Consider the following 25,114-nt stretch of genomic DNA (forward strand, 5'->3'; position numbering starts at 1 on the left):
CGGCCGCCCGCCGATCTTTGGTGCGCGATGTCATGGACATCGCGCGCTCCGCGTTACACACACCCCGGCGAATCCCGTCCGACGCTCGCAGCCTACCGTGAGCGCCGCAGCCGAGCCAACCGAGCGTATGCAGATCGAATCCGTCCCCCCGCACCGCCACCTGCCGCCGCTCGTGAAGCTGGCGCTGGAACTCGGGCCGCTGGTGCTGTTCTTCCTCGGCAACGCCTATTCCGAGAAGTTCGGCGTCGCCCCGGACCAGAAGCTGTTCGTTGCCACGGGCGTGTTCATCGCGGCGACCGTGGCGGCGCTGGCGATCCACTACGTGATGGTGCGTCGCCTGCCGATCATGCCGCTCGTGTCCGGCGTGGTGGTGGTGGTGTTCGGCGGCCTGACCCTGGCGCTGCAGGACAAGACCTTCATCATGGTCAAGCCGACCATCGTGAACGCCCTGTTCGGCACCGTGCTGCTCGGCGGCCTCGTCTTCGGGCGCTCGCTGCTGTCGGTGGTGCTCGACTCGATGTTCAGCCTCACCGAGGAGGGCTGGCGCAAGCTCACCTTCCGCTGGGGCGTGTTCTTCTTCGTGCTCGCCGCGCTCAACGAACTGGTCTGGCGGACGCAGACGGAGGATTTCTGGGTCAACTTCAAGGTGTTCGGCATCATGCCGATCACCGTGCTGTTCGCCCTCGCGCAGACGCCGCTGCTCACCCGCTACGAGCGCAAGAAGGTGCAGCCGGAGGCGTGACAGCCTACTGTGCCGCCGCCACCTTCCCGGCGGCGCGGATCCGCGCGAGCACGCTCGCGAAGTTCTCCGGCGTGAGGATGCCGACGAGCTTGTCGCGGATCACGCCGTCGGGCCCGATGATGAAGGTCTCGGGCACGCCGTAGACGCCGAAATCGATCGCCGCCCGGCCGCCGGCATCGGCGCCCACCGCGCTGAACGGCACGCCGTGCCGGGTCAGGAAGCGCTGGCCGGCCTCGGGGTTCGGCTCCTTGTAGTCGATGCCGACGAGCCGGATGCCGGGCTCCTTCGCCAGCCGCATCAGCATCGGGTGCTCCACCTGGCAAGGAGCGCACCACGAGGCGAAGACGTTCAGCACCGTGATCTGGCCCTTGAGGTCCGCGCTCGACAGGCCGGGCACGGGCGCGCCGTCGGCGGTCAGCCCCGGCACGGCGGGCAGGTCGAAGCGCGGGACCGGCTTGCCGATCATCGCGGAGGGGAGGGCGGCCGGGTCGGCGCCGGAGCGCAGGCGCAGGAACAGCACGGCGGCGAGCGCCGCGAAGACGAGCGCCGGCAGGATCAGCAGCAGCGAGCGGCGGACCGGCGGCGTCCGGCCGGCGGCGTCGTCGAGGGGCGCGGTCATCGCCGGTCCTCGCCGAAGCCCTTGAGGGCGCGCCGCTGCGCCCGGCGGTCGCGCAGGGCGTTGCCCACGAGGGCGACCATCACCACCGCCGTGAAGGCGTAGGCGGCCAGGATGAAGCCGCCGTGAGACCCGAGATCCATCGCGGTCCTCCTAGACCGGCTGCCCGACCGGCATCGTGGCCGGTGTCGGGGTGAGGCGCGGCTGGGCGCGGTCGAGGCGCTCGGCCTCGCGGATCGTCAGCGTCCGCACCCGACGGCGCATGATCTCGGTGCGCATCGCGTAGAGGTGCTGCGTCACCCCGCCGAGGGTCGCGGCGCCGATCATGACCAGCAGCGGGTGGAGCATCGAGGGGTCGATGGTCGAGCCGCCCACGCGCAGGATCGAGGCCGGCTGGTGCAGGGTCGACCACCAGTTCACCGAGAACTTGATGATCGGCAGGTTCACGGCGCCGACCAGCGTCAGGATCGCCACCGCGCGCGCGGCGCGGTTCGGATCCTCCAGCGTACGCCACAGGGCGATGATGCCGCAGTAGATCAGCAGCAGGATCAGCATGGAGGTCAGGCGCGCGTCCCAGACCCAGTAGGTGCCCCACATGGGCTTGCCCCACAGTGAGCCGGTCACGAGGCAGATCAGCGTGAAGGCGGCCCCGATCGGCGCGGCTGCGCGCTGGGCGACGTCGGCGAGCGGGTGGCGCCAGACCAGGGTGCCGATCGCCGACACGCTCATCGCGCCGTAGAAGAACACGCCGAGCCAGGCCGCCGGCACGTGGATGTACATGATCCGCACGGTCTCGCCCTGCTGGTAGTCGGGCGGCACCACGAAGAAGGTCTGGTACAGGCCCAGGGCCAGGACACCGAGGGACAGTGCCGTCAGCCACGGCACGAGCGCCCCCGACCACCGCATGAAGTGGCTGGGGTTCGACAGGCGGGTCCAGAGGGAAGGCGTCATCGCGGCAGCTGTCTCGGACATCGTGGAAGCGGTCTAGCCTAGGGTGCGGTGCAGCAACAATGCGGGCCGGCGGCGCAGGCGGCGGGGTCGCCGGAATGTGGTCGCCCGCCGGGCCGGACGCGCCGACGATTACCCCGTCGTTCCGGGGGGGGCGCAGGCGAGCCCGGAGCCCCGAGACGGGGACGATGCGTGATCCCGGCGCGCCGACCTGCCGGGATCCGGCTCCGACGGCGGCTCTCGTGCCGCTCCCGATCGTGCTGCGATGGTCCGGACGGCGAGCGTCTCCGGTCGGGACATCCGCGCCGTGCCCCCTCTCCCGTGCGGGAGAGGGCTGGGGTGAGGGACAGGACGCCTCCGGATCGGCGAGATCCTCGCCGCGCGTCCGCGTCGAGCCACGTCCGGACAGGCCTGATCCCTCACCCTGTCCCTCTCCCGCACGGGAGAGGGGACCCGCGCCCCGCACTCACGCGCGGAGACGTCCCACGGCGCTCCGATCCTGGCATTGTTCCTATTTGTGCTTCCTGACCGCGCCTGTTCGCGGCGTTCGGAGCCATACCCCGGCGCCACTGATGCGCGGGGACGATGACGCGCGTCCGACAATGACGCACGTCCGCAGCCGCAGGTTCTCGCGCCCGAGCCTTGCGCATCGCGGGCGGATTGCGCATATAGATGTGAACAAAAAGAGAACGAAAGAGCGTCCCCGATAAAACCTGTGGACGACGCGACCTCATCCTGACGGAACGAGCGCCCCATGCGAACCGCCGACAAGCAGATCGCCGACATCCTCGTCCGCTACGGCGAGCCCTTCGGGGGCAACGTCTGGCGCGTCCAGGGGACCGCCGTCATCTACCACAAGACCCTGGAGCGCATCGCCGCCCAGGCCGGTATCGTCTTCGAGCCGCCGACCGTCATCCGGGCCGAGCGCGACGAGGCCGTGATCCTGGTCACCGGCCGGCTGCCCGGCGCGAAGCCCGGGACTGAGCGGGTCGAGTGGTCCATGGGCGAGGCGCTGGTCAACGTGAACTACCGCGTCTCGGGCAAGCAGGCGGCCTACGTCTACGCCATGGCCGAGAAGCGCGGGAAGGACCGCGTCATCCTCAAGCTCATCGAGCTGCACGGCCTCGTCTACTCCGAGGAGGAGGCCGACGAGTTCCGGGCCCACCAGGTCCCGGTCCGGGCCGTCGACGAGGATTTCGAGGAGGCGCCCGCCTTCGACGAGGTCACCGAGGCCGAGGGTGACCTCAAGCGCCGCATCGACGAGGCCGAGACCATCAACGCGGTCACCGACCTGATGCTGGACGGCGCCACCCAGGCCGTCCTCGCGACGATGCCCCCCGGCACCCGCGACGAGGTACGCGACTACGCCAAGGCCCGCCTCGTGGCGCTCGGCTGGCCGAAGCGCGCCGGTCGCCGCAGCGCCGCCTGAACCCCGCTTCCACCCCACCGAAGGAGACCGCCATGCATCGCGCGACGAGCCGCCGCACCATGAAGGCCCGCCGGGATTCCCACCACGGCTGGAGCATCGAGACGCTGTCCTACAGCCCGACGCGGATCGTCCGCCTCGGTGCCGAGAAGGTCGCGATCCTGTTCCCCCCGGTCGAGCCCGGCGCGGCCTGGCAGCTCTACCCGCATCCCGACACGTTCCCGGGCCTCAACTTCGAGGGGCTGCCCGAGCCGCTGCGCCCGGAATTCCTCGCCTTCCCGGACCTGCCGGAGGTGGAGCGGTTCCTCGGCATCCGCGACGCCGAGCCCGCCGCCCTCGCGGCGTGATTCGGTCTTTCAGGGCGCCGGTCAGGGCGCCTGCCAGGGCGCGCCGCGATGGAGCGCCTCGGCCTCGTCGGTGAAGGCGCCGCCGGCGCCGTGCAGGACGAGGGGCGGCAGCAGGCTCGGTGAGGCGCGGCTGCCGCGGGTCGCCGCGATCAGCACGCGGATCGCGGGCGCGTCGCCGCGGGGATGGACCGGGCGGATCGCCAGCTTGCCGTAGCGCCCCCGGAGGGCGTCGAGGCAGGCCGGGAGGGCGTCCGCCCGGTGGATGAGGCCGAGCCGGCCGCCGGGCCGCAGGATCGCCGTGCAGGTCCGGATCCAGGTGTCGAGATCGCCGCCCGCGAAGGTGTGGGCGGCGGCGCGGCCCGGGTTCGGCGAGGCGCGGTGGCCGCCGGCGGCGAAGAACGGCGGGTTGGTGAGCACCACGTCGAAACTGTCCGGCAGCAGACCGGCGGCGCGGCGTTCCGCCGCGGGCGCCAGCACGTCGGCGACCAGGACCTGCGCGTCGATGCCGTTGAGGGCCGCGTTCGCGCGGGCCTGCCCGGCGAGCGCCGGGTCGCGCTCGACCAGGGTCGGCCGGAGGCCCGGCGCCAGGGCCGCGCAGGCGAGGCCGACGGCGCCGGTCCCGGCGCCGACGTCGCAGAGCCGGTCGCCGGCCCGCGGCGCGAGCAGCCGGGCGAGCAGCACCGCGTCGGTCCCGGCGCGGTGCGCCCCCCGCGGCGGCTGGTGCAGGCGCAGGCGGCCGCCGAGGAAGGGATCGGTCCCGCTGTCGGCCTCGGCCGTCACGGCTGGCGCAACTCGTGGGCGATGCCGGCATCCGTCAGCAGGCGGCGGGCCTGGGCCTCGTGGTCGCGCGGCACCAGGAGGCGCTGGCCGAAGACGCCGATCGACCCCTCCATCAGGCTCATGTGGCTGTCGGCCACGAGGACCGGGATCTCGGCCGCCTCGAGGATTGACCGGGCGAATCCGATCAGCACGACGTCGTTGGCCCGGATCAGCTCGATCATCGCGGCGCGGCCCCGGAGCGGGCGGGGATCGGCGGTTTCGTCGCGTGAGGTCCGCGCTGGCGACACCCCATATCCGGCCGGCGACGATGTTGCGGCGCCGCGGGGCGCGTGCGAAGGGATCGCCCGCCCCTTGAGGGGCGACCGGTCTGGAGGTCACGGATCTTGGGTATGGCCCTCTCCATCGAGAATCCGAAGCCCGAGGCGGAGGCGGGGCTCAACGACCTCGTCGCGCTGGTGGCCGACGGCATGGCGCGGGTCAACACCACGATCCTGTCGCGGACGGGATCGGACGTGGCGATGATCCCCGAGGTCGCCAACCATCTGATCGCCTCCGGCGGCAAGCGCCTGCGCCCGATCCTGACGCTGGCCTGCGCCCGGCTCTGCGGCTACGCGGGCGCGACCGACGGCGACGTGAAGCTCGCCGCCAGCGTCGAGTTCATGCACACCGCCACGCTGCTCCACGACGACGTGGTCGACGAGAGCGACATGCGCCGCGGCCGCGTCGCGGCCCGGATCAAGTGGGGCAACGAGGCCTCCGTGCTGGTCGGCGACTTCCTGCTCGGCCAGGCCTTCCGGATGATGGTCGAGGTCGGCTCGCTGCGGGCGCTCGACATCCTCTCGGCCGCCGCCACGGTGATCGCCGAGGGCGAGGTGATGCAGCTCACCAACGCCAAGAACCTGGAGACCGACGAGGCCGCCTACCTGGCGGTGATCCGCGGTAAGACCGCCGAGCTGTTCGCCGCCGCCTGCGAGGTCGGGCCGGTGCTCGCCGGGCGCCCCGAGGCCGAGCAGGCGGCCGCCCGGTCCTACGGGATGAATCTCGGCATCGCCTTCCAGTTGATCGACGACGTGCTCGACTACGGCGGCACCTCGGCCGAGCTCGGCAAGAACGTCGGCGACGATTTCCGCGAGGGCAAGATCACCCTGCCGATCGTGCTGGCCTATCGCCGGGCCAGCGAGGGCGAGCGCGGCTTCTGGCGGCGCACCCTGCAGCAGGGCGAGATCGGCGAGACCGACCTGGAGACCGCCCTCGACCTCCTGCAGCGCCACGGCGCCCTGGAGGAGACCGTGGCCCGCGCCCACCATTACGGCGCCGAGGCCCGGGCCGCCCTCGACATCTTCCCGGACGGGCCCGTCAAGGCGGCGCTGCTCGGGGCCGTGGAGTTCTGCGTGGCGCGGGCGCGCTGAGGCGCGGCCGCACGGCGCACGCGTCGACAGCCGCCGATTCCCGCCCGCGCAGACCTCAACGCGCCACGGGCCCGAGGGCCTCGGTGAGGGCGGGGGCGAGGTCGCGCAGCTCCGCGAGATGCGCGTCCGTCAAGGTGCGCAGCAGGGCCTCGGCGCGCGGCGTGAGGGACAACTCGCTCCGCCGCCGGTCCGTGACGGCCCGCGTCTTGGTCAGCAGGCCGGCCTCGACCATGCGGGACACCAGTTCGGCCGCGCTGTGGGGAGCGATCAGCAGCTGCTCGGCCAGCAGGCCGACCGTGGCCGGCGCGCGCCCGGCATGGCCCGCCAGCGTCAGCAGGGCCTGATGCTGCTGCGGCGGCAGCCCCGCCCGGGCCGCCGCAGCCTCGCTGAACGCCAGGAAACGGCGGAGACGGAAGCGGAAATCCGCGAGCGCCGCGTACTGCTCCCGCGACAGCGCCCCCGTTCCGGGGGCATCGCTCTCCATGGTCGCCTCCGTGGTCCGTCCCGTGAGCCGCCGACGGTGCCCCGTATCGGCGGGCCGAGCCCGACTCGCAATGGCCGAGCCATTGCGGAATATATCGGATCACGACATAAATGCGGTGGTGAGGAAAGGAGGCTTGCATGATCGGCGGGACTGAGAGCGGAAGCGGGGCGGGCAGGCCGTCGCGCCGGGCGCTGGGGGATTTCAGCGCGGACCGGCGGGTCCTGACGCTGGCCGGCATGGCGATCGTCACCGGGACCGCCGCGAGCGGCACCGCCTGGATCCTGCTCACGCTCATCGGCCTCGTGACCAATCTCGTCTGGTACGGCCGGCTCGACACCGCCCTGACCTCCCTGGCCGGCGCGGCGCCGGGGCCCTGGATGGTGGTGGTCCCGGTGATCGGCGCGCTGATCGTCGGCGCCATGGCGCGCTACGGCTCGGAGAAGATCCGCGGCCACGGGATCCCGGAGGCGATGGAGGCGATCCTGATCGGCGGCAGCCGGATGTCGCCCAAGGTGGCCGTCCTCAAGCCGCTCTCCTCGGCGGTGGCGATCGGCACCGGCGGCCCGTTCGGCGCCGAGGGACCGATCATCGTGACCGGCGGCGCGGTCGGCTCGCTCTTCGCCCAGTTCTTCCATCTCAGCGCCGCCGAGCGGAAGACCCTGCTGGTGGCGGGCGCGGCGGCGGGCATGACCGCCATCTTCGGCACGCCCGTGGCGGCCGTGCTCCTCGCCGTCGAGGTCCTGCTGTTCGAGTGGCGGCCGCGGAGCCTCGTCCCGGTGACCGTCGGGGCGGTCACGGCGGCCTGCTGGCGGCCGGCCCTGTTCGGCGCCGGCCCGCTCTTCCCCTTCGCCGACAATCCGGTCCTGCCCTGGTGGGGGCTGCCCGCCTGCGCGCTGCTCGGCGTCGCCTGTGGCCTCATCTCGGGCGCGCTGACCCGGGCGCTCTACGCGCTGGAGGACGGCTTCGGGCGGCTGCCCCTCCACTGGATGTGGTGGCCCGCCCTCGGCGCCGTCGTGGTCGGGCTGGGCGGCCTCGTGGAGCCCCGGGCGCTCGGCGTCGGCTACGACGTCATCCACGACCTGCTCTCCGGCCACATGCTGGCGAGCGCCGTCGTGCTGATCCTGGTGGTGAAGGCGGTGATCTGGCTCGCCGCCCTGTCGTCGGGCACGTCCGGAGGCGTGCTCGCGCCGCTGCTGATCCTCGGCGGCGCCGTCGGCTGGCTGATCGGCCTCCTCCTGCCCGGCGCCCACGGTTTCTGGGCGCTCATCGGCATGGCGGCGATGCTCGGCGGCACCCTGCCGGCGCCGCTGACCGGCGTCGTCTTCGCCGTCGAGGTGACCGGCGACGTCGCCGCCCTGGCGCCGCTGCTCGCCGCCACCATGGCGGCCTACGCGGTGACCGTGCTCCTGCTCAAGCGCTCGATCCTGACCGAGAAGATCGCCCGGCGCGGGCAGCACGTGACCCGGGAATACGGGATCGATCCCTACGATCTCGCCCGGGTCGAGGCGGTCATGACCCGCACGGTCGAGACCCTGGACGCGGACCTGCCCCTGGCCGACGCCCTCGCGGCGATCGAGACCGGCGCCCACCACGCCTATCCGGTGGTCGACGGCGCGGGCCGGCCCGTGGGCCTCGTCTCGCGCAGCGACGCCCTGCGCTGGACCCTGGAGGAGCGCGACGGCGAGACCGAGGCGGGCACCCTCGGCGAGCGCGTCTCGGACGCCGATCTCGCCGTCGTCCATCCGGGCGACGTGGTCTCGCACGCTCTGGACGTGATGCTGTCGGCCGGGCAGGGGCGCCTGCCGGTCACCGATCCGCGCACCGGCGGCCTCGTCGGACTCCTGACCCGCAAGGACCTGCTCCAGGTGCGCGCCACCGTGGTGCGATCCGAAGCCGAGCGCCGCGCGTTCTACCGGAGGGGGCGGGGTGAGCGGCGCGCGCGGATGGAAGCATGACCCTGGACCTGCACCGTCCCGGCCGGACCACCCGCCTCGATCGGCTCGAGCCGGGCAGCGTCTACCTGATCGCCGGCCAGGACGGGCCGGATCTCGCCCTCGTCGTGCTGCGCGAGGGACGTCGGGAGGCCCTGCTGCTGAACCGCCGTCACGCGGTCGACGGCCACCTGCGGGTCGCGTCCGAGATCGCTAGCGAGGCCGACGTGCTGGCGCTGCCGGGCGCCGTCCTGGCGCCGAGCGGCGCCCTCGCGGACGTCGCCCTCGGCGTCACCGCCGCTCCGGCCGCGCTCCACCTCGGCGACGGCCGCGCGTATCTGCGCGGACGCATCTCGGACGGCCGGCTCGCGACCTTCGATGTCGGCACCGGTCGGGCCAGCGCGGTCGATCCCGGCGACCTGCCGCGGGCGCGCCGCTGGCGCGTGATGGTGCCGGAGGCAGGCGGCGTCGTGACGGTCTACGCGGCGGAGCCCGGCTGACCGCCGCCCGCGGGCCGGGTCAGCGCAGGACGGTCGGCGCCACCCACCATCCCGGATGGGCGGCGCGCAGGGCCGCGGCGGCCCGGACGGCCGCGCGCCGGTCGGCGAACAGCGCGAACACGGTCGCGCCGGAGCCCGACATCCGCGCGAGGCGGCAGCCCCGGGCGCGGAGGGCCGCCAGCGCGTCGCCGATCACCGGCGCCACGGTCAGGGCCGGCGCTTCCAGATCGTTGCGGGCCCCGGCCAGGGCCTGGAGCAGCGGGTCGCCCGCCATGGCCCGCGGGATCGTCGGATGCGGCGCGCCCGCGAGATCCTGGCCGACGCTCAGGCCCAGCGCCTTGAAGACCGGGGCGGTCGGCACCGGAACGCCGGGATTGATCAGCACCGCGGGCAGCGGTGCGAGCCCGAGGGCCGGACCGATCGCCTCGCCCGCGCCGCGCATCATACGGGCCCGCGGGTCGAGGCAGACCGGCACGTCGGCGCCGGTCTCCCGCGCCACCGCGGCGACGGCCTCGTGGTCGAGGGGCAGCCCGTTGAGGCGCGCCAGCAGGCGCAGGGCCGCGGCGGCGTCGGAGGAGCCGCCGCCGATCCCCGCCGCGACCGGCAGGCGCTTCACCAGGTGGAAGGCGCCCGCGCGCAGGCCTGGCACCCGCGCGGCGAGCCCCCGGGCGGCCCGCAGGACGAGGTTGTCGTCCGTCGGGCCGGCGGGGCCGGCGGTGGGGCCGCCGACGGTCAGGCCCAGCGGGGCAGCGGGATCCAGGGTCAGGCGGTCGGCCGTGCCGGCGAAGGCGACGAGGCTCTCGAGCACGTGGTAGCCGTCACCGACGCGTCGGCCGAGGACGTGGAGCGTCAGGTTGACCTTGGCGGGGGCGCGATCGGCGAGCAGGGTCACGGGGTCTCGGTCGGGTCGTGGCGATGTGTCCCGAGGCTCTACAGGCTCGCGGCCCGGAACAACAGCTCAGCTGCTGGCCCCGCCGAACACCCCGTGCGGCCGATAGGGCAGGGGGTCGCCCGGGCGGATCGCGGTCAGATCCTCGGCGAGTTCCACCAGCCCGTCGCTGCCCGCGAGACCCGTCAGGGCCCCGCCGGGTGCCGGCACGGCCTCGGGCAGGCCGTCCGGACCGGCGCGCAGGCAGACGCGGAGGTATTCGCGCCGGCCGGGGCGCTTCTCGCGGGCGAAGCCGCTGCGGATCGCCAGCTCGGGCCCCGTGTCGCGCGCGCCGGAGAGATGGAGCACCAGGGGACGGAGCGCCGCCAGGGCGGTCACGTAGGCGGCGGCCGGATTGCCCGGCAGCCCGATGAAGGGCGTGCCGGCCACGGTGCCGAGGGCGACCGGGCGACCGGGCTTGATCGCCAGCCGCCAGAAGGTCAGCCCCCCCGAAGCCTCGACCGCGGCGCGGACATGGTCCTCCTCGCCGACCGAGACGCCGCCCGAGGTCAGGATCAGGTCGTGCGACGCCGCCGCTTCCGCGATGCGCGCCCGCAGCGCTCCGGGCTCGTCGCGCAGGATGCCGAGATCGACGGGCACGGCGCCGAGGCGTCTCAGGAGCGCGGCGAGCATCGGCCGGTTGGCGTCGAAGATCCCGGCCGGCGACAGGGACTGGCCGGGCGGTGTCAGCTCGTCGCCGGTCGAGAACAGCGCGACCGTCAGGGGCGTCCGCAGGGGCAAAGCGGCCAGGCCGCAGGCGGCCGCGAGCGCGATGTGCTGCGGCCCGAGGCGCGTCCCGGCGCGGAGCGCCGCGCTGCCGCGGGCGACGTCCTCGCCGGCCCGCCGCCGGTTGGCGCCCGACGCGAGCCCTTCGGGCAGGATGACGGTGCCGCCGTCGATCCGCACGTCCTCCTGCATGACGACGGTGTCGGTCCCCGCGGGCATCGGCGCACCGGTGAAGATGCGCACGGCCGCGCCCGAACCGGGATCGCCCGCCGGATGGCCGGCCGGCACGCGTCCGCCGACGGGCAGGCGCGTCTCGCCGACGGCCGCGAGATCGGCGGCGCGCAGGGCGTAGCCGTCCACCGCGGCGTTGTCGAAGGGGGGAAGGTCGAGGGGCGCGATCACGTCCTCCGCGAGGACCCGGCCGTCCGCACCCGCGAGCGGAACTCTCTCGGTCCCGGACAGGACCGGGAGCCGCGCCCGGATCAGCGCGACCGCGTCGGCGACCCGCATCGGCGCGGGGGCGGCGTCGAAGCAGTCGGGGCTCAGGCGGCCCATGGCGCTGCCGGATCGGACTGGGGCGAGCGGGTCGGCACGGGCGGCCTCGCGGAGTGTGACGCGCCGACTTGCGGCATCGGCGCCGCGCGATCAAGCCCGGGCCGTGGTCCTGGCGGATCCGATCCTCTAGGCTCCCGCGCATCATGGCGTTCACCGAATCCGTCGCCGCGGCGCTCCCGTGCCAGCGCCACCTCTTCGAGATGCCCGCCGACGTCTGCTACCTCGACGCCGCCGCGTGGTCGCCGCTGCCGCGGGCCGTGCGCGCGGCGGGCGAGGCGGGGATCCTGGTCAAGAGCCGCCCCTGGGACCATCCGCGCACGGCGGTCCCGCCCTGGGCCGAGCGGGCGCGCGCGGCGGCCGCCCGGCTGATCGGCGCTGCCGCGGACGAGATCGCGATCGTCGGCGCGGTCAGCCACGCCATGGCGGTGGCCGCCCGCAACCTGACCGTCGGGCCGGGCGGGCGCCTGCTCCGCGTGGCCGACGAGTTCCCGTCCCTGCGCTTCGCGTTCGACCGCCTGGCCGACCGGCAGGGTCTGGTGGTGGAGGAGGTCCCGCGCCCCCCAGACGGCGACTGGACCGCGGCGGTCGCGGCCGCGATCGCCCGGCCGGGCGCCGCGCCGCTCGCCCTCGCCACCCTGACCCCGCTGCACTGGACCGACGGCAGCCTGATCGACCTCGACCGGCTCGCCCCGCTGGTCCACGGTGCCGGCGCGGCCCTGGTGATCGACGCCACCCAGGCCGTGGGTGCCGTCCCCGTCGACGTCGCTCGCTGGCGCCCGGACTTCCTGGCCTTCCCGACCTACAAATGGGCCCTCGGACCCTACGGTCTCGCCTTCCTGTACGCCGCGCCGCACCGTCAGGACGGGGCACCCATCGAGGAGAATATCGGGAACCGGCTGCCGGCCGCCGGGGCGCGCCGCTACGACCGGGGCGAGCTCTACGATCCGGTCGCGCTGTTCATGGCCGTGACCGGCCTGGAGCAGATCGCCGGATGGGGTGTGCCAGCCGTCGCCGCCCGGCTTCGCGGGCTGACCGACCGCTTGGCGGACGGGGCCGCCGGCCTCGGTCTGACGCCGTTGCCGAGTCCCCTGCGGGCGCCCCACGTCCTCGGTCTGCGGCCGCCCGCGGGCCTGCCGACGGGCCTGGTCGATCGCCTCCAGCAGGAGCGGGTCTACGTGAGCGAGCGCTCCGGCGCGCTGCGCATCAGCCCGCACGTCTGGACGAACGAGGACGACCTCGCGCGCTGCCTTGCCGCACTGTCCAGGGCCTGCCAGGGGATCACCTGAGACGGTCCGGAAACGGACGGTCCGGCATAAGCGCCGGGCCGGAGCAACGAGGATTCTGCGCCGCCGGCCGGTTCCCGGCGCAGGTGCCGGGGCGCTGGCCGCGCGCCCACACGGAGACCGTCCACCCCCACATGACCGATTCGATACCGCGTCCCGGTGATCGGCTCCGGATCCCGGGCGCCGGCTGCCTCCGCCTGCCCGCACCGATGCGCGCCGTCCTCTCGGGACGGTTCGCCGTGATCCTGTCGGGCGAGCTGACCCAGAGCCTGTTCCACTTCCTCCTCAACATCCTGCTGGTCCGCGAGCTCGACGCGCACGATTACGGCCTGTTCGCCATCGTCTTCGCGGTCGGGGCGGTCGGCATCACATACATCCGGGCCCTCGTGGCGGTCCCGGCGACGATCCACGTCGCCCGGAGCCTGGGGCGGCCGGCGGCGCTCGGCTACGACGTGATGTTCGGCTCGGGCGCGGTGCTGGTCTCCGGCCTCATGGCAGCTGCCGTCGGCGTCGCCCTGATCCCGGTGATCGGCCTCGGCGCCCTGGCTGCCGGGGCCTTCGTGGGCCTCTACGCCTTCCGCAGCTATCTGCGGATCGTGCTCCTCGCCCGCGGGCGGCCCCGGATCGCCGGCCTGAGCGATCTGGTCTACGCGGTCTGCGGCGGTCTCCTCGTCGCGCGCTGGCTGAACGGGGAGGGCACGGCCCTTCTCGATCGGGCCTTCGCGGCGATCGCGCTCGCGCACGCGGTCGCCATCGCTGTGGCCTACGCGGCGCTGCGCGAGCGGATCCGCTTCTCGCTGCACGCGCGGGCGCGCGCCCGCTACCGGGCGATCTGGCGGACCCTGGCGTGGTCGCTCGCCGGCGTCACCAGCCTGACCGTGCAGGGGCAGGGCCTGACCCTGCTGCTGGCGCTCCTAGCCGGGCCCGCCGCCTACGCGCCGATCGCCGCCACGATCGTGCTCTACGCGCCGCTGCGCATCCCCGCGAGCGCGCTGCTGAACATGATCCTGCCCGAGATCAGCCGGCTGCTCGCGGCCGGGCAGGTGGACGCCGCCCGCCGGCTCGTCGTCCGCAACGGGATCCTGCTCGGCAGCGCCTGTCTCGCCTACGGAGCGGTGATGGCGGCCGCCCTGCCGCTGGTCGAGGACATCCTGTTCAAGGGGCGGTTCGCCGCGCAGCCGATGGGCTGGATCGGGCTCGGCGTCTGGGCGGTGGTGACCGTATCGCTGCTCTACGCGATCCCGCGCGCCTACCTCGAGGCCTCGGCGGCGTTCCGGACCATCACGGCGGGCGCGGTGGCGAGCGCCGCCCTCGGCATGGCCGTGATGGTGCCGGCGCTGCTGCTGCTGCCGCCCGCCACCGCGCTCCTCGGCCTGCTGGCCTCCGAGGTGGCGACGCTGGTCTGGTCGGTCTCGGCCTTCCGGACGCTGGCGCGGCGCCCGGCCGCGGCGCGGCCCCTCGGGACCCTGTGACCGGCCCGCCCGCTGCTCAGCGCAGGGCGAGCAGGACCGGCGCCAGTTTCCGCAGCGCGGGCGTCCTGCTGTAGACCCAGAGCGGGTTGTGCTGGACCACGTCGGTGCACAGGCCCCGCTTGAACTCGAAGACGGGGCGGTTCGCCGCCGGATCGATGCCGCCGAAATCGAAGACCCGGCAGCCCTCGGCCTTCGCCCGCTCCACGAAGCGCCAGACCGCGAGGGTCGCGGCGCCCGTCGCGCGGGCCCGGTCGTTCGAGGCCGTGTAGAAATCCGTGCAGCGGGTGTCGGACAGGTGCGCGATCCGCACGAGGACCCGCTGTCCGTTCTCGCGGACGTCGAGGAACAGCAGGTGCTCGTCCTCGGCCGCGATGTCGCGGTAGGCCTGCGGCTGCAGCGTCGTGGCGAAGCCCTTGCGCTCGCGCAGGGCCGCGAACATCGCGGTGAAATCGTCGAAGGCTTCGAGGCGCTCGGCCCTGTCCTCGAGGAAATGCGTCGTCACCGCGGCGTTGCGCTCGGCCTTGCGCAGGGCCTTGCGCCAGCGCGGCTCCATGCCGGCCTGGATGGCGTCGAGGTCCTGGGTCAGGTCGAGCTCGAGGGTGTGGTCGGGCGCGCCGATCACCGGGGCGAAGCCGTGCATCAGCAGCGCCAGCGTCGCGTCGCGGCTCTCGAACTGCTCGTAGTCGACGGCGAGGACGTCGAGGCGACCGAGCGCGAGGTGGTCGATGAACGCGGCGAGCACCGCCTCGGCGCGGTGCGCGCCCGCCGCGGTCAGCAGCGGGCCGCCCTGGACGTGGATGAACCGCGCCGGCCCCTTGCGGCGCGTCTGCCACTGGACGAAGGCGAGGTCCGCGCCGTCGCCGGACACGACCGCGCGCCGCACCTCCAGGCCGCGCCGCGCCTTGTAGGTACCCCAGGGCGTGCCGCAATAGATGTTGGCGCCCGGACAGGCCCAGACCCGCCGGTCCCAGTCCAGGGCATCCGCGGTCTCCTGGACCGCGAGCTTGGCCGCCATGTCGCTCCTCGTCCTCGCTCCCCGTCCTGCCCGGGCCGGGCTTCCCGCGCCGCACGCCTCATCGGTCAGGCGCGCCCGCATTGCATCCTCGCGCGGCCGATCGTCCACAGGGTGACGCCCGCCAAACGGGCCATTGCCCGCGTCGTCGACAGCGGGGCTTCCAGGCTGAGGCCGCTGCGGCGGACGACGCTGAACCCGTCGGCGCGCGCTCGTGGCGGCACGCGTGGCCGCGGCGCTTGGCCACGGACGCGGCGGTCCCGCAGAGCGTGAGCGCGGTCATGCCCGGGGCGCCTGCTCCAGGACAGACGGTGGTCCGAATCGGCCGCTCCCGGCCCCTAGGCTGCCGGTCGCGCCGGCGCGTCCGCGACGCGCGCCGAGTCCGGCGCCGTCGGGCGGCGCAGCGTCGTCCGGACCATGGCCTCGATGCCCTCCGCCGCCGAGGCTTCGGAGAACAGGCTCAGGTAGCGCGCCCGGGCAGCCCGGCCGAAATCGCGCCAGCGCGCCGGGTCCGCGACCAGATCCGCCAGCACGGCGGCGATCGGCTCCGGGCCGCCCGGCGGGACGATCCAGCCGGTCTTCCCGTCCTCCACCACCTCGGGCAGGCCGCCGATCGCCGTGACGAGCGGCGGCACGCCGTAGGACATCGCCTCGATCGCCACGCGGCCGAGGGATTCGGGCCGCTGCGAGGGCATCGTGACCACGTCGGCCCAGCGGTACAGGGCCGCGGGATCGGCCACGAACGGCTCGAGCGTGACCTGCGCGGCCAGACCGGTCTCGGCGATCCGCCTGACCAGGGCCTGCTCGCGGGCATCGTCCTCGAAGGCGCTGCCGACGATGCGCAGCGCGATCCGCCGCCGGACCGGCTCGGGCAGGGAGGCCAGGGCCTCCACGAGAACATCCTGGCCCTTGATCCGGCTGATCCGGCCGAGCATCAGCACCCGGAGCGGGCGGGAGCCGTCGTAGGCGCCCGGGTTCGACTCGTCCGGACCCGCGATGCCGTTGTAGACGACCCGGGCGGTCGCGCCGGGGGGCAGGGCGTAGGCCCGCTCGGTGGCGCGCGAGTTGAACACCACGTTGGCGCCGCTCCAGCGGATCAGCCCGCGCAGGACCTTCAGCACGGCGCCCTCGGGGATCTCGTGGACGTGAACGATGCTCCGGCCGGGCGCCAGCCGGGCGGCCAGCAGATAGTCGGCCACCACGGTGGTGTTGATGTAGACGAGGTCGCTCGCCCGGATGCGGCGCCATGCACGGATCATCGCGATGGGCAGAACCATCAGACCGAGGGTTGCGAGGCGCGCCAGGTTCTTGCGCCGCAGGATCCAGAGCGGCGCGATCACGATCTCGCTGGCGAACGGCTCCAGGGCGGCCACGATCGGTCCGTGCCGCGGCAGCACGACGTCGATCTGCGCACTCGGATGCGCCGCCCGGATCGTCCGCACGGTCTCGATGAAGCAGCGATCCGAGCCGTACAGCTCGAATCCCTGGTGGACGCACGTGATCCGAAGCTCCGCCGCGGCGTTGCCGACGGCCCGCGGCGCGTCGGCGGTGACGCGATCGCCGGCCCGCGCGGGTCGAAGTCCTGAATGATCTACCATAAGATGATTTCTGAATTGAATAAACAACCAGCAGTTGTAAATGTCGACCGCTGGGACTGTATCCTTCGGGATTACTATAGGGCTGAAGGATTGGGAAGGAAGGTTCATGCCTGACCGCGCACCGAAACTACTTATCCTTGGCACGCGCGGGATCCCGGCCGCGCACGGTGGTTTCGAGACTTTCGCGGAACGTCTCGCGCTCTACTTGGCCGGACGCGGCTGGCAGGTCGGCGTGTACTGCCAGCGGGACGTCGAGACGGTGCGGGAGCGCATCTCGTGCAGCACCTGGAACGGCGTCGAGCTGATCACCGTGGAGATCGGGCTGCGTGGCCCCGTGGCGACGCTCGCCTTCGACGCCATCTGCGCCCACGATGCCGCGACCCGCGGGGGCGTCTGCCTCGTGCTCGGCTACAACGGCGCCGTGTTCCTGCCCTACCTGCGGGCGCGGGGCGGGCGGATCCTGACCAACATGGACGGGATCGAGTGGCGCCGGCCGAAATGGTCGCTGCCCGTGCGCGCCTTCTTCTACGCCAGCGAGTGGATCGCCGCGTGGTCCTCGCAGCGGCTCGTGGCCGACCATCCCGTCATCGCCGACCACCTCGCGCGTCGCAGGCCGCGCGGCGCCATCGCGACCATCCCGTACGGCGGCGATCCCCCGGCCGCCGATGTCGGGCCGCCGCCCCTCGGCCTCGAGCCCGACCGCTACCTCGTCTCGATCGCCCGCATCGAGCCGGACAACAACATCCTGACGCTGGTCGAGGCCTTCTCGCGCCGTGCCCGCGGCGTGCGGCTGGTGGTGCTCGGAACGCTGAGGGTCGGCAACCCGTACCATCGCGCGGTTGAGGCGGCCGCCTCGCCGGAGGTGCTGTTTCCCGGCGCCATCTACGAGCCCGAGCAGGTCCAGGCCCTGCGGGTCCACGCGCGGGCCTATCTCCACGGCCACACCGTGGGCGGCACCAACCCGTCGCTGGTCGAGGCGCTCTGGGCGGGCAACGCCGTGGTCGCCCACGACAATCCGTTCAACCGGGGAACGGCCGGCGACGGCCAGTTCTACTTCTCGGATCCGGACAGCTGTGCCGCGGCGATCGAGCGCGCGCTCTCCGACGCGGCCGCGGTCGCGGCGGCCCGCGAGGCGGCGCGGGCGCGCGCCGCGCAGTTCCGCTGGGACGACGTGCTGGCCTCCTACGAGGACGCCCTGCGCCGTGTCGGCGGCTACCCGCCGGCGCCGGTCACGGCGGCGCGCGCCGCCGAAGGCGTGCCCGTCAGCGTCACGGCCGGTCCGGGATGGTAGGCCCCAGCCGGCGGTCGGTGCTCGCCGGTGCCCTCGCGGCGGCGGGTGCGGGCGTCCGACCCGTCCAGGGCAGTCCCGCGCCGATCGTCCTGCGCCGGGGCATCGCCCTCTGGCCCTGGTTCTCGCTGACCACCGAGTACCCGCCCCCGCGGACCGACTACGCGTGGCCGCCCTTCCAGGCCGGTCGGCCGGTGCCGACCCGCGACGACCTCGCCCGGATCGCCGGGTTCGGCTTCGACTTCGTGCGGCTGCCCCTCGATCCCGGGCCGTTCGCGGCGTTCACGGGCCCCCGGCGCGCCGAACTCCTCGGCACCCTCTCGGAGGCCGTCGACGCGGCCCTGGCGGCCGGGCTGCGCGTCCTGGTCAACATCCAGGCGAACGCCGCGACCCACCACTACACGCCGGACGCGTTCTACGGCTCGGACCGGGCGCCGCTCTTCGCCGCCTATCGCGATCTCGTCGGGGACCTCGCGCGCCTGTGCGCGCGGAAGGGCGCGGACCGCGTGGCCCTGGAGCCGGTGAACGAGCCGCCGCAGGCCTGCGGCGCGCGGGCGTGGAACCGGGTGCAGGAAGAACTCCTGACGGCGGCCCGAGCGGCCGCGCCGGCGCTCACCCTGGTGGCGACCGGCTCCTGCGGAAGCCTCGTCGCGGGCCTGACGGCGCTGGACCCGGCCGCGCTCGCGCGGTTCGCGCCGCTCCTCTACACGTTCCACTTCTACGAGCCGTACCTGTTCTCCCACCAGGGGGCGACGTGGCTCACCGAGGAGCCGTTCTACCGCTGGCTCACCGCCGTGCCCTGGCCCGGGAGCCGCGGCACGCTGCGCGGCACGCTCGCGGCGGTGCGGGCGCGCATGGACGCGGACCGTACGGTGCCGCAGGCCGAGAAGGCGCGCGACCGTGCGGTGATCGAGGCGAAACTGCACGAATATTTCGAGGCCGCGCCCGGTCCGGCCTACATCGCCGACGCGATGGCGCCGGTGGCGACCTGGGCGGACCTGTACGGGATCCCGCGGGGGCAGGTGCTGATGGGCGAGTTCGGCGCCCTGCGCACCGATGCCCGCTTCACGGCCTCCCGGGCGCCGGACCGGGCCGCCTACATCCGGGACGTGCGGCTGGCGGCCGAGGCGACCGGGTTCGCGTGGTCGTTCTGGAACCTGTTCGACGGCCTCGGCCTCATGGACGACGCGCACGTCGCCGATCCCGCCCTGATCGCTGCGCTCGGGCTGCGGGCCCGGCCCTGAGGCGGCCCCCGACCGATCCGCGGCTCGGCGCCCTCTCAGCCGCGCCGCGGAAGGGGCGGGAACAAGACGATGAGCATCAGGGCGAACTTGGCGAGCAGGGTGGTCTTGCCGGCCAGACCCTCGAAGGTGTTCACGAGGATCACGAAGGCCAGGATCGGCAGCCAGACGCCGCGCCGGCAATCCCGCGCGATCTCCGCGAGGTAGAGCCCCACCGCGATCACCAGCACTCCCGTGACCAGGATGCCGTGGTAGAGCACGGCCGAGATGATCGAGTTCTCGATGCCCCATTCCAGGCCGTAGATCCGGCGCAGCGTGTTCACCTGCAGGAAGTCGGGGGCGAGCAGGAGCTGCCGGAACGGGATCGCGTCGAACACCGTGAGCATGTCGACCCGGGCCTGCGCGCTGCCGCCGTCCGAGACGAACCGGTCCAGCAGGGTGTCGAAGAACCCGGCCGCGGCCAGGACGGCGACCAGGACCGGCAGCAGGGTCAGGGCGAAGCACGCGCAGGCCGCCGCCGCCAGCGGCACGCGGCCGGTGCGCAGGGTGCGGTTCAGGGCCACGAGCCCGACAGCGCCGCCGAGGATCAGCGTCGTGACGGTGGCCGAGCGGCCGCCGAACGTGACCAGGGCCACGAGTTGGAAGACGATCATGGCGGCGCGCGGCATCGGCGCCAGCCGACCGCCGCCCTTGGCCAGCGCCAGGATGTAGCACGCCGTCATGGTCGCGTTGGCCAGCGGGTGGCCCTGGAGGGCCGCCGAGCGGGTATCGGACTCGAACGCCACGCCGTCGAACCGGTAGGGGAAGAAGCGCTGACCGCTCGCGAGCTCGAACAGGCCGAGCAGGGCGTTGGCGAGCATCACGAGGTGGAAGATCGTCTCCAGCCGCCCGAGCGTGGCGGCGTCCCGGTCCATCAGGAGGATCGGGACGAGGCCGGCGAGCACGAAGGTGTCGATGGAGCCGGCGAGGCCCGCGCCGCCCCGGGCCGCGATCAGCGCGAGGAGCAGCACGCCGCAGGCGGCCAGGAGCACGCTCGCCGGCCGTCGGTTGAGCGCCCCGGCCACCGGGATCACGGGATTGCCCGCGCGCACCAGGGTCCAGCCGATCAGGATCACCGCCAGGTAGGTGGCGGGGTGGATCTTCGAGGCGGCCGAGCCGGTGATCCCCTCGTAATTGAGGCCCAGCACCCACAGGAGGCCGCCCGAGACCCCGACCAGGAGCAGCGCCCAGACCGACAACGCCACCGATTCCGCCCGCAGGAACGCGCGCAGCACCGGACCCGTGCGCGCCACCGGACCGTGGCGCCGCGCGAAGCCGGTCTGCCGGACGGTCCTCATGCCTTGCGTCGGGTGAGCAGCAGGGAGCCGGAGATCGGCCGGCCCAGCGCCTCCGACGTGTCGACGAGGTCGATCAGGTCGCGCTGGCGCGTGGCGCCGTTGCAGGCGACGAGCAGCAGCCGGTCGGCGGCGGCCGCCAGCGGGCCGAGCCGCAGGTTCTCGGTCAGCACGCCGCCGTCGACGAGCACGAGGTCGAAGCGTCCCTTCACGCCCGCGATGAAGCGCTCGACATTGGCGGGGGTGAGGGCATCGCGCAGGGGCTTCTCGGTGTCGCCGAGGCCGACCCGGCGGGCGCCGGAGGCCGGGTCCGTCCGGGTCACGGCGTTGAGGCTCTGCTCGCCGCGGAGGACGTCGAGGAGGCCACCGGTGCCGGAGCCGTCCGCCCGCAGGTCGGCGTCGACGCGCAGGACCCGGTCGCCGCGCGCCACGGCGACCGCGGCGAGCAGCGCGATCACCGCCTGGCGCTCGGTCTCGTCGGACTCGCCCGAGGTGACGAGCAGCGCCAGCGCGTGGCCGCGGCTGCCGGAGGTCGCGGCCAGGTGGTCGAGGGTGACGCTCGCGGCGGTCGCGCTCGCGCCCCGCGGCCGCAGGCCGGGCAGCACGGCCACCACCGGGGCGTTCGACAGCCGCTCGAGCTGCCGCGGCGAGAGCACGGTCGGCGCGAGGTATTCCCGCGTCAGCGCGAGGCCGGCGCCGAGGCCGAGACCGCCCGCGAGGGCGGCGGCGACCAGGATCAGCCGCGGCGGCCAGCTCGGGTCCTGCGGCGGCCGCGCCGCGGTGATGATCCGGGCGTTCGAGCTGTCGATGCTGGTCTGCTCCTTGATCTCCCGGGCGCGCACCAGGAAGGCGTTGTAGACCGAGCGCGCCGCGTCGACCTCGCGCTCGAGCTCGCGCTGCTGCACCGACGACTGGGCGTTCACCGCCGACTGCCGCTGCAGGCGCTCCAGCTCCGTCGACAGGGTGCGCTCGTTGGCCTGGGCGCGCTGGGCCTCGGTCTCCGCGGCGCCCGCGATGCGGTTCAGCTCGGCGTCGATCAGCCGGCGGACGTCCTGCATCTGGGCGCGCACCGCGGCGATGAACGGGTGACGCTCGCCGAGATTGGTGCGCAGGTCCGCCTCCTTGGCGGCGAGTTCCGCGTACTGCCCGCGCAGGCGCTCGATGACCGAGGACTGGACCGCCTCCGGCATCGCTCCGGACCCGATCGCCTGTCCGCGCGCCTCCCGGATCCCCTGGAGACGCGCCTTGGCGTCGGCGGTCCGGGCCCGCGCGGCGACCAGCCGCGCGTTCAGGTCGGTGAGCTGCTGCTCGTTCACGAGCCGGCCGCTCGACGCGATCAGGCCGTTGCGCGCCTTGTAGTCCTCGAGCTTCTTGTCGGCGGCGTTGACGGCGCCGCGCAGCTCGTCGAGCCGGCCGCGCAGATCGCCCGCGGCGCGCTTGGCGGCGTCCGAGCGGGCGTCGGTCTGGTCCGTCAGGTAGGCGCTCGCGATGGCGTTGACGATCCGCGCCGAGAGGTCGGGGTCCGTCGTGGTGACCACGAGATCGATGACGAAGACCTTGTCGGCGCGCTTGACCGCGAGGCGCCGCCGCAGCTGGTCCAGCGCCCGGCCGCGGGCGTCGACGGGCCGCTCCGCCCTCGGCCCGGCCACCAGCGCGCGGAGCTCGCCGAGGGCCCGCGTCACGACGCCGTCCTGCGGCGCGCCGAAGCCCGGCGTGGTCGCGAGCCCGACCTGATCGACCGCCCGGCCCAGCACGGCGTCCGACTCGATCACCTTCACCTGGCTCTCGACCTGCGCGATGCCGCCGTCCGGCGACAGCCCGGCGGGGTTGACGTCGTTCGAGACGACCTGGCGGTCGCGGGGATCGATCAGGATCTGCGCCGTGGCGGTGTAGAGGGAGGGCGTGATCAGCGCGTAGGCGAGGGCGAGCAGGCCGAGCAGCAGCGCCGTCCCGAGGACCAGCCGCTTGCGCCGCCACAGGATCCGCCACAGGTCGCCCAGCTCGGCCGTGGTGTCGGGACGGTTCGGGCCCGGACGCTCGGGATGCGCCGGCTGCACGGGGGTGAGCCACGTCGCGACAGCGATGTTATGGTCGATCTGTGCCACGATCGGTCACCGTCGTCTCAATCCTGGTCGGTCCCTCGCGGGTGCCTTCCCTACTGCAAGAGTCGCGCAGCCTGCTGACAATGTATCGAGACCGCGATCCGCGCCGCGGCGGCCCGGATGACTGGGAGCGTGGTAAACAATCCGCGGGCGGCGCGCTCACGCAAACGCGTCCGTCATCGAGGTCCGCGTGTTGCTACAGGATGTCGACGCTGCGCGACGCGGACGCGTCGCCGCATCGCGCAGGCCTGCCGTGGGCCCGTCCAGATGTCCCGCGCGCCGCGTCCGCGGAAGGGCCGCGCCGATCCCGGCTTCGACGGCTCCGGTGCGTCATCGGCGTGGATAACGCCTTCAGGCTGCTCTATTGTCCGATTGGATAAATTGTATTGGCTCATCCGAGACGCAACAATCGCTTCAAGCTGCGGCCTCTACTCTAATTCGGGTGCTCTGCCATGGAAGCGATCAGCGTCGAGGATCGGGGTGGCGGCCGGCGCGCCGTCAACGCCCGCCTGCGTCGGATCGCGGCCGCGACCGGCGTCCCGATCGCCGCCTTCTTCGGGGCGCCGGCACCGCGCCCGCTGGCCGAGCTCAGCGAACTGATCGGCCTGTGGCAGTCGATCGCCGACCAGGAGGGCCGCAGCGAGATCCTGGCGGTGGCCCGGGCGCGGGCCGCCGGGGCGACGGACGAGGCGGGCGGCCCGGCCTGACGGGCGGCCCGCGGATTTTGGTGCGCGCGGCCCTGGCGGGATCGGGCCGGGACCGCTACATGACGTGGGCGGGGCTGCAGAGTTCGTCAGGAGCACTATCCCCGGGGCCTTATCGACTCCCTCGGGAGCTGTCCCTGGCCTCGTCCCTGGACTTGGCCAACACGGCGCCCACCTACGCTGTAGGTTTCCCGGGATCGATCCTCCAACGGCTCACGTGGCTCCGCACCCGACTTCTCCCAGAACCGGCACCGAGGCTCCGGACGCCGCCCGCAAGGCGGAACTCCGCGCCGCGGCCCTCGCTGCCCGCGACGCCCTCGATCCCGCGGCCCGGCAGGCGGCCTCGGCGGCGATCGGGGACGCGCTCCTCGCGCTGCCGGAGCTCGCCCGGGCCCGCCTGGTGGGCGCCTTCTGGCCGATCCGCAGCGAGGTCGATCCCCGCCCCGCCGCCGAGGGCCTGCGCGCCCGCGGCCAGGCCGTGGCCCTGCCGCACGTCACGCCGGACGGCCTGGTGTTCCGGGAATGGCGCGCCGGCGACGCCCTCGTCGCCGGCCGGTTCGGCCTCAGCGAGCCCGACCCGTCGCTGCCGCCGGTGGAGCCCGACGCGCTGATCGTGCCGCTCGCCGCCTTCGACCGGACCGGGCAGCGCATCGGCTACGGCCGCGGCTACTACGACGGCGCGATCGCGCGCCTGTCCCGGACGCGTCCGGTCCTGACCGTCGGCATCGGCTTCGCCGCCCAGGAGGTGGCGCGCGTGCCGGCCGAGCCGCACGACCGCCCCCTCCAGTACGTGATCACCGAAGGCGGCGTGATCCGCTGCGACAGGATCGCCTGACCCATGCGCCTGCTCTTCCTCGGCGACGTCGTCGGGCGCTCGGGCCGCACCGTGGTGTGCGAGCACCTGCCACGGCTCCGGGAGCGCTGGCGCCTCGACTGCGTGGTGGTCAACGGCGAGAACGCGGCCGGCGGCTTCGGCATCTCCGAGACCATCTGCGACGAGCTGATCCAGGCGGGCGCCGACGCGGTCACCCTCGGCAACCACAGTTTCGACCAGCGCGAGGCGATGGTGTTCATCGCCCGCCAGCCGCGCCTGGTGCGGCCGGCGAACTATCCGCCCGGCACGCCGGGCCGCGGCGCCACGGTCGTGGAGACCCAGGGTGGCGCCCGCGTCCTCGTGGTCAACGTGATGGGCCGCGTCTTCCTCGACGCGATGGACGACCCCTTCGCGGCGGTGGAGCGCGAGCTCACCGCCTGCCCCCTCGGCGCCGCGGCGGACGCGGTGATCGTCGACGTCCACGCCGAGGCGACGAGCGAGAAGCAGGCCTTCGGCCACTACCTCGACGGCCGGGCGAGCCTCGTCGTCGGGACGCACACGCACACGCCCACGGCGGATCACCGGATCCTGCCGGGCGGCACGGCCTACATGTCGGATGCCGGCATGTGCGGCGACTACGATTCGGTGATCGGCATGCAGAAGGACGAGCCGATCCGCCGCATGATCCAGAAGACGCCGGGCTCGCGGTGGGAGGTCGCCGTCGGGGAGGGCACCCTGTGCGGCATCGCGGTGGAGACCGACGCGCGCGGCCTCGCCACGCGGGTCGCGGCCCTGCGCCTGGGGCCGAATCTCGAGGAGACCGCGCCGCATTTCTGGGATTAGAGCCCCGTTCGGCCCGGTGGATGCCGGTTTG

Annotated in this window: 25 protein-coding genes and 1 other RNA gene; 14 read left to right on the forward strand and 12 right to left on the reverse strand. The window is 73.8% G+C overall.

The window, feature by feature from the left end; all coding sequences use genetic code 11:
• The first annotated feature begins 127 nt into the window (after positions 1 to 127).
• Positions 128 to 742, forward strand: coding sequence for a septation protein A (locus tag LOK46_RS28015; protein WP_273561574.1), 615 nt, complete (start codon positions 128 to 130; stop codon positions 740 to 742).
• 4 nt (positions 743 to 746) lie between these two features.
• Here the strand turns inward: LOK46_RS28015 and LOK46_RS28020 are convergent, their stop codons facing one another.
• The 3 genes from LOK46_RS28020 to LOK46_RS28030 are packed head-to-tail and all read right to left on the reverse strand — an operon-like array spanning position 747 to position 2,309.
• Positions 747 to 1,361 (reverse strand): DsbE family thiol:disulfide interchange protein, encoded by a 615-nt coding sequence (locus tag LOK46_RS28020; protein ID WP_273561575.1) that lies wholly within the window; start codon positions 1,359 to 1,361, stop codon positions 747 to 749.
• Positions 1,358 to 1,501 carry a heme exporter protein CcmD gene (gene ccmD / locus LOK46_RS28025; protein WP_273561576.1) on the reverse strand — a complete coding sequence of 48 codons (144 nt, stop codon included), beginning with the start codon at positions 1,499 to 1,501 and terminating at the stop codon, positions 1,358 to 1,360. Before ccmD ends, LOK46_RS28020 begins: the two co-directional genes overlap by 4 nt.
• A gap of 10 nt (positions 1,502 to 1,511) precedes the next feature.
• On the reverse strand, positions 1,512 to 2,309 hold the full coding sequence (locus tag LOK46_RS28030; protein ID WP_273561577.1) for a heme ABC transporter permease: 798 nt from the start codon (positions 2,307 to 2,309) through the stop codon (positions 1,512 to 1,514).
• A 751-nt stretch (positions 2,310 to 3,060) separates the two neighbouring features.
• Here LOK46_RS28030 and LOK46_RS28035 point away from each other — a divergent pair.
• Together LOK46_RS28035 and LOK46_RS28040 are read left to right on the forward strand one after the other, a co-directional pair.
• Positions 3,061 to 3,735, forward strand: a complete 675-nt coding sequence (locus LOK46_RS28035) for a hypothetical protein (protein WP_056531636.1) — start codon at positions 3,061 to 3,063, stop codon at positions 3,733 to 3,735.
• A gap of 32 nt (positions 3,736 to 3,767) precedes the next feature.
• Positions 3,768 to 4,079 carry a hypothetical protein gene (locus LOK46_RS28040; protein ID WP_020090705.1) on the forward strand — a complete coding sequence of 104 codons (312 nt, stop codon included), beginning with the start codon at positions 3,768 to 3,770 and terminating at the stop codon, positions 4,077 to 4,079.
• A 21-nt stretch (positions 4,080 to 4,100) separates the two neighbouring features.
• Here the strand turns inward: LOK46_RS28040 and LOK46_RS28045 are convergent, their stop codons facing one another.
• The gene (locus LOK46_RS28045) at positions 4,101 to 4,859 is read right to left on the reverse strand and encodes a tRNA1(Val) (adenine(37)-N6)-methyltransferase (RefSeq protein ID WP_273561578.1); all 759 of its coding nucleotides are present in this window, start codon (positions 4,857 to 4,859) and stop codon (positions 4,101 to 4,103) included.
• Positions 4,856 to 5,080 (reverse strand): putative signal transducing protein, encoded by a 225-nt coding sequence (locus LOK46_RS28050; RefSeq protein WP_024828142.1) that lies wholly within the window; start codon positions 5,078 to 5,080, stop codon positions 4,856 to 4,858. The genes LOK46_RS28045 and LOK46_RS28050 overlap by 4 nt, the downstream gene beginning before the upstream one ends.
• Before the next feature lie 168 nt (positions 5,081 to 5,248).
• Here LOK46_RS28050 and LOK46_RS28055 point away from each other — a divergent pair, with 168 nt between their 5' ends.
• Positions 5,249 to 6,268 (forward strand): polyprenyl synthetase family protein, encoded by a 1,020-nt coding sequence (locus tag LOK46_RS28055; RefSeq protein ID WP_273561579.1) that lies wholly within the window; start codon positions 5,249 to 5,251, stop codon positions 6,266 to 6,268.
• Between the two features lie 55 nt (positions 6,269 to 6,323).
• On the opposite strand, the gene LOK46_RS28060 is transcribed toward LOK46_RS28055, so the two are convergent.
• A complete protein-coding gene (locus LOK46_RS28060; protein ID WP_273561580.1) occupies positions 6,324 to 6,752 on the reverse strand; it encodes a MarR family winged helix-turn-helix transcriptional regulator in 429 nt (142 codons plus the stop codon).
• Positions 6,753 to 6,889: 137 nt separating this feature from the next.
• On the opposite strand from LOK46_RS28060, the gene LOK46_RS28065 reads away from it, so the two are divergent.
• Both LOK46_RS28065 and LOK46_RS28070 read left to right on the forward strand, forming a co-directional pair.
• The gene (locus LOK46_RS28065) at positions 6,890 to 8,707 is read left to right on the forward strand and encodes a chloride channel protein (RefSeq protein WP_273561581.1); all 1,818 of its coding nucleotides are present in this window, start codon (positions 6,890 to 6,892) and stop codon (positions 8,705 to 8,707) included.
• Positions 8,704 to 9,183: a hypothetical protein gene (locus LOK46_RS28070; protein ID WP_273561582.1), complete on the forward strand. Its 480-nt coding sequence runs from the start codon at positions 8,704 to 8,706 to the stop codon at positions 9,181 to 9,183. Before LOK46_RS28065 ends, LOK46_RS28070 begins: the two co-directional genes overlap by 4 nt.
• 19 nt (positions 9,184 to 9,202) lie before the next feature.
• Here the strand turns inward: LOK46_RS28070 and LOK46_RS28075 are convergent, their stop codons facing one another.
• Together LOK46_RS28075 and LOK46_RS28080 are read right to left on the reverse strand one after the other, a co-directional pair.
• Positions 9,203 to 10,075 (reverse strand): 4-(cytidine 5'-diphospho)-2-C-methyl-D-erythritol kinase, encoded by an 873-nt coding sequence (locus tag LOK46_RS28075; protein WP_273561583.1) that lies wholly within the window; start codon positions 10,073 to 10,075, stop codon positions 9,203 to 9,205.
• A 66-nt stretch (positions 10,076 to 10,141) separates the two neighbouring features.
• The gene (locus tag LOK46_RS28080; protein WP_273561584.1) at positions 10,142 to 11,392 is read right to left on the reverse strand and encodes a molybdopterin molybdotransferase MoeA; all 1,251 of its coding nucleotides are present in this window, start codon (positions 11,390 to 11,392) and stop codon (positions 10,142 to 10,144) included.
• 143 nt (positions 11,393 to 11,535) lie between these two features.
• On the opposite strand from LOK46_RS28080, the gene LOK46_RS28085 reads away from it, so the two are divergent.
• On the forward strand, positions 11,536 to 12,678 hold the full coding sequence (locus LOK46_RS28085) for an aminotransferase class V-fold PLP-dependent enzyme (RefSeq protein WP_273561585.1): 1,143 nt from the start codon (positions 11,536 to 11,538) through the stop codon (positions 12,676 to 12,678).
• 131 nt (positions 12,679 to 12,809) lie between these two features.
• Complete coding sequence (locus LOK46_RS28090; RefSeq protein WP_273561586.1) at positions 12,810 to 14,147, forward strand: hypothetical protein; 1,338 nt, start codon at positions 12,810 to 12,812, stop codon at positions 14,145 to 14,147.
• Positions 14,148 to 14,163: 16 nt separating this feature from the next.
• Here the strand turns inward: LOK46_RS28090 and LOK46_RS28095 are convergent, their stop codons facing one another.
• Together LOK46_RS28095 and LOK46_RS28100 are read right to left on the reverse strand one after the other, a co-directional pair.
• Positions 14,164 to 15,162, reverse strand: coding sequence for a lipid II:glycine glycyltransferase FemX (locus LOK46_RS28095; protein WP_273561587.1), 999 nt, complete (start codon positions 15,160 to 15,162; stop codon positions 14,164 to 14,166).
• 335 nt (positions 15,163 to 15,497) lie between these two features.
• Positions 15,498 to 16,757, reverse strand: coding sequence for a glycosyltransferase family 4 protein (locus LOK46_RS28100; RefSeq protein WP_273561588.1), 1,260 nt, complete (start codon positions 16,755 to 16,757; stop codon positions 15,498 to 15,500).
• Between the two features lie 106 nt (positions 16,758 to 16,863).
• On the opposite strand from LOK46_RS28100, the gene LOK46_RS28105 reads away from it, so the two are divergent.
• Positions 16,864 to 18,048 carry a DUF1972 domain-containing protein gene (locus LOK46_RS28105; protein ID WP_273561589.1) on the forward strand — a complete coding sequence of 395 codons (1,185 nt, stop codon included), beginning with the start codon at positions 16,864 to 16,866 and terminating at the stop codon, positions 18,046 to 18,048.
• Positions 18,042 to 19,289 (forward strand): glycoside hydrolase family 5 protein, encoded by a 1,248-nt coding sequence (locus tag LOK46_RS28110; RefSeq protein WP_273561590.1) that lies wholly within the window; start codon positions 18,042 to 18,044, stop codon positions 19,287 to 19,289. The genes LOK46_RS28105 and LOK46_RS28110 overlap by 7 nt, the downstream gene beginning before the upstream one ends.
• 35 nt (positions 19,290 to 19,324) lie before the next feature.
• Here the strand turns inward: LOK46_RS28110 and LOK46_RS28115 are convergent, their stop codons facing one another.
• Both LOK46_RS28115 and LOK46_RS28120 read right to left on the reverse strand, forming a co-directional pair.
• Complete coding sequence (locus LOK46_RS28115) at positions 19,325 to 20,623, reverse strand: VpsF family polysaccharide biosynthesis protein (protein ID WP_273561591.1); 1,299 nt, start codon at positions 20,621 to 20,623, stop codon at positions 19,325 to 19,327.
• Complete coding sequence (locus tag LOK46_RS28120) at positions 20,620 to 22,725, reverse strand: GumC family protein (RefSeq protein WP_273561592.1); 2,106 nt, start codon at positions 22,723 to 22,725, stop codon at positions 20,620 to 20,622. Before LOK46_RS28120 ends, LOK46_RS28115 begins: the two co-directional genes overlap by 4 nt.
• A gap of 449 nt (positions 22,726 to 23,174) precedes the next feature.
• On the opposite strand from LOK46_RS28120, the gene LOK46_RS28125 reads away from it, so the two are divergent.
• From LOK46_RS28125 to LOK46_RS28140, 4 genes are all read left to right on the forward strand, one after another.
• Positions 23,175 to 23,429: a hypothetical protein gene (locus tag LOK46_RS28125; RefSeq protein WP_273561593.1), complete on the forward strand. Its 255-nt coding sequence runs from the start codon at positions 23,175 to 23,177 to the stop codon at positions 23,427 to 23,429.
• Between the two features lie 68 nt (positions 23,430 to 23,497).
• A non-coding RNA gene (gene ssrS / locus LOK46_RS28130) (6S RNA) lies at positions 23,498 to 23,654 on the forward strand.
• On the forward strand, positions 23,644 to 24,261 hold the full coding sequence (locus LOK46_RS28135; RefSeq protein ID WP_273561594.1) for a 5-formyltetrahydrofolate cyclo-ligase: 618 nt from the start codon (positions 23,644 to 23,646) through the stop codon (positions 24,259 to 24,261). The genes ssrS and LOK46_RS28135 overlap by 11 nt, the downstream gene beginning before the upstream one ends.
• Positions 24,262 to 24,264: 3 nt before the next feature.
• Positions 24,265 to 25,083: a TIGR00282 family metallophosphoesterase gene (locus LOK46_RS28140; RefSeq protein WP_012322254.1), complete on the forward strand. Its 819-nt coding sequence runs from the start codon at positions 24,265 to 24,267 to the stop codon at positions 25,081 to 25,083.
• The last annotated feature ends 31 nt before the right edge of the window (positions 25,084 to 25,114 follow it).

Origin of the sequence: Methylobacterium sp. NMS14P, from assembly GCF_028583545.1 — a bacterium.
Classification (GTDB): domain Bacteria; phylum Pseudomonadota; class Alphaproteobacteria; order Rhizobiales; family Beijerinckiaceae; genus Methylobacterium.

Bases quoted from the DNA above. Each gene is read 5' to 3' on its own strand.
- LOK46_RS28015 (WP_273561574.1), top strand. From the start codon at position 128: ATGCAGATCGAATCCGTCCCCCCGCACCGCCACCTGCCGCCGCTCGTG.
- LOK46_RS28020 (WP_273561575.1), bottom strand. From the start codon at position 1,361: ATGACCGCGCCCCTCGACGACGCCGCCGGCCGGACGCCGCCGGTCCGC.
- ccmD (WP_273561576.1), bottom strand. From the start codon at position 1,501: ATGGATCTCGGGTCTCACGGCGGCTTCATCCTGGCCGCCTACGCCTTC.
- LOK46_RS28030 (WP_273561577.1), bottom strand. From the start codon at position 2,309: ATGACGCCTTCCCTCTGGACCCGCCTGTCGAACCCCAGCCACTTCATG.
- LOK46_RS28035 (WP_056531636.1), top strand. From the start codon at position 3,061: ATGCGAACCGCCGACAAGCAGATCGCCGACATCCTCGTCCGCTACGGC.
- LOK46_RS28040 (WP_020090705.1), top strand. From the start codon at position 3,768: ATGCATCGCGCGACGAGCCGCCGCACCATGAAGGCCCGCCGGGATTCC.
- LOK46_RS28050 (WP_024828142.1), bottom strand. From the start codon at position 5,080: ATGATCGAGCTGATCCGGGCCAACGACGTCGTGCTGATCGGATTCGCC.
- LOK46_RS28055 (WP_273561579.1), top strand. From the start codon at position 5,249: ATGGCCCTCTCCATCGAGAATCCGAAGCCCGAGGCGGAGGCGGGGCTC.
- LOK46_RS28060 (WP_273561580.1), bottom strand. From the start codon at position 6,752: ATGGAGAGCGATGCCCCCGGAACGGGGGCGCTGTCGCGGGAGCAGTAC.
- LOK46_RS28065 (WP_273561581.1), top strand. From the start codon at position 6,890: ATGATCGGCGGGACTGAGAGCGGAAGCGGGGCGGGCAGGCCGTCGCGC.
- LOK46_RS28070 (WP_273561582.1), top strand. From the start codon at position 8,704: ATGACCCTGGACCTGCACCGTCCCGGCCGGACCACCCGCCTCGATCGG.
- LOK46_RS28080 (WP_273561584.1), bottom strand. From the start codon at position 11,392: ATGGGCCGCCTGAGCCCCGACTGCTTCGACGCCGCCCCCGCGCCGATG.
- LOK46_RS28085 (WP_273561585.1), top strand. From the start codon at position 11,536: ATGGCGTTCACCGAATCCGTCGCCGCGGCGCTCCCGTGCCAGCGCCAC.
- LOK46_RS28090 (WP_273561586.1), top strand. From the start codon at position 12,810: ATGACCGATTCGATACCGCGTCCCGGTGATCGGCTCCGGATCCCGGGC.
- LOK46_RS28095 (WP_273561587.1), bottom strand. From the start codon at position 15,162: ATGGCGGCCAAGCTCGCGGTCCAGGAGACCGCGGATGCCCTGGACTGG.
- LOK46_RS28100 (WP_273561588.1), bottom strand. From the start codon at position 16,757: ATGGTAGATCATTCAGGACTTCGACCCGCGCGGGCCGGCGATCGCGTC.
- LOK46_RS28105 (WP_273561589.1), top strand. From the start codon at position 16,864: ATGCCTGACCGCGCACCGAAACTACTTATCCTTGGCACGCGCGGGATC.
- LOK46_RS28110 (WP_273561590.1), top strand. From the start codon at position 18,042: ATGGTAGGCCCCAGCCGGCGGTCGGTGCTCGCCGGTGCCCTCGCGGCG.
- LOK46_RS28115 (WP_273561591.1), bottom strand. From the start codon at position 20,623: ATGAGGACCGTCCGGCAGACCGGCTTCGCGCGGCGCCACGGTCCGGTG.
- LOK46_RS28125 (WP_273561593.1), top strand. From the start codon at position 23,175: ATGGAAGCGATCAGCGTCGAGGATCGGGGTGGCGGCCGGCGCGCCGTC.
- LOK46_RS28140 (WP_012322254.1), top strand. From the start codon at position 24,265: ATGCGCCTGCTCTTCCTCGGCGACGTCGTCGGGCGCTCGGGCCGCACC.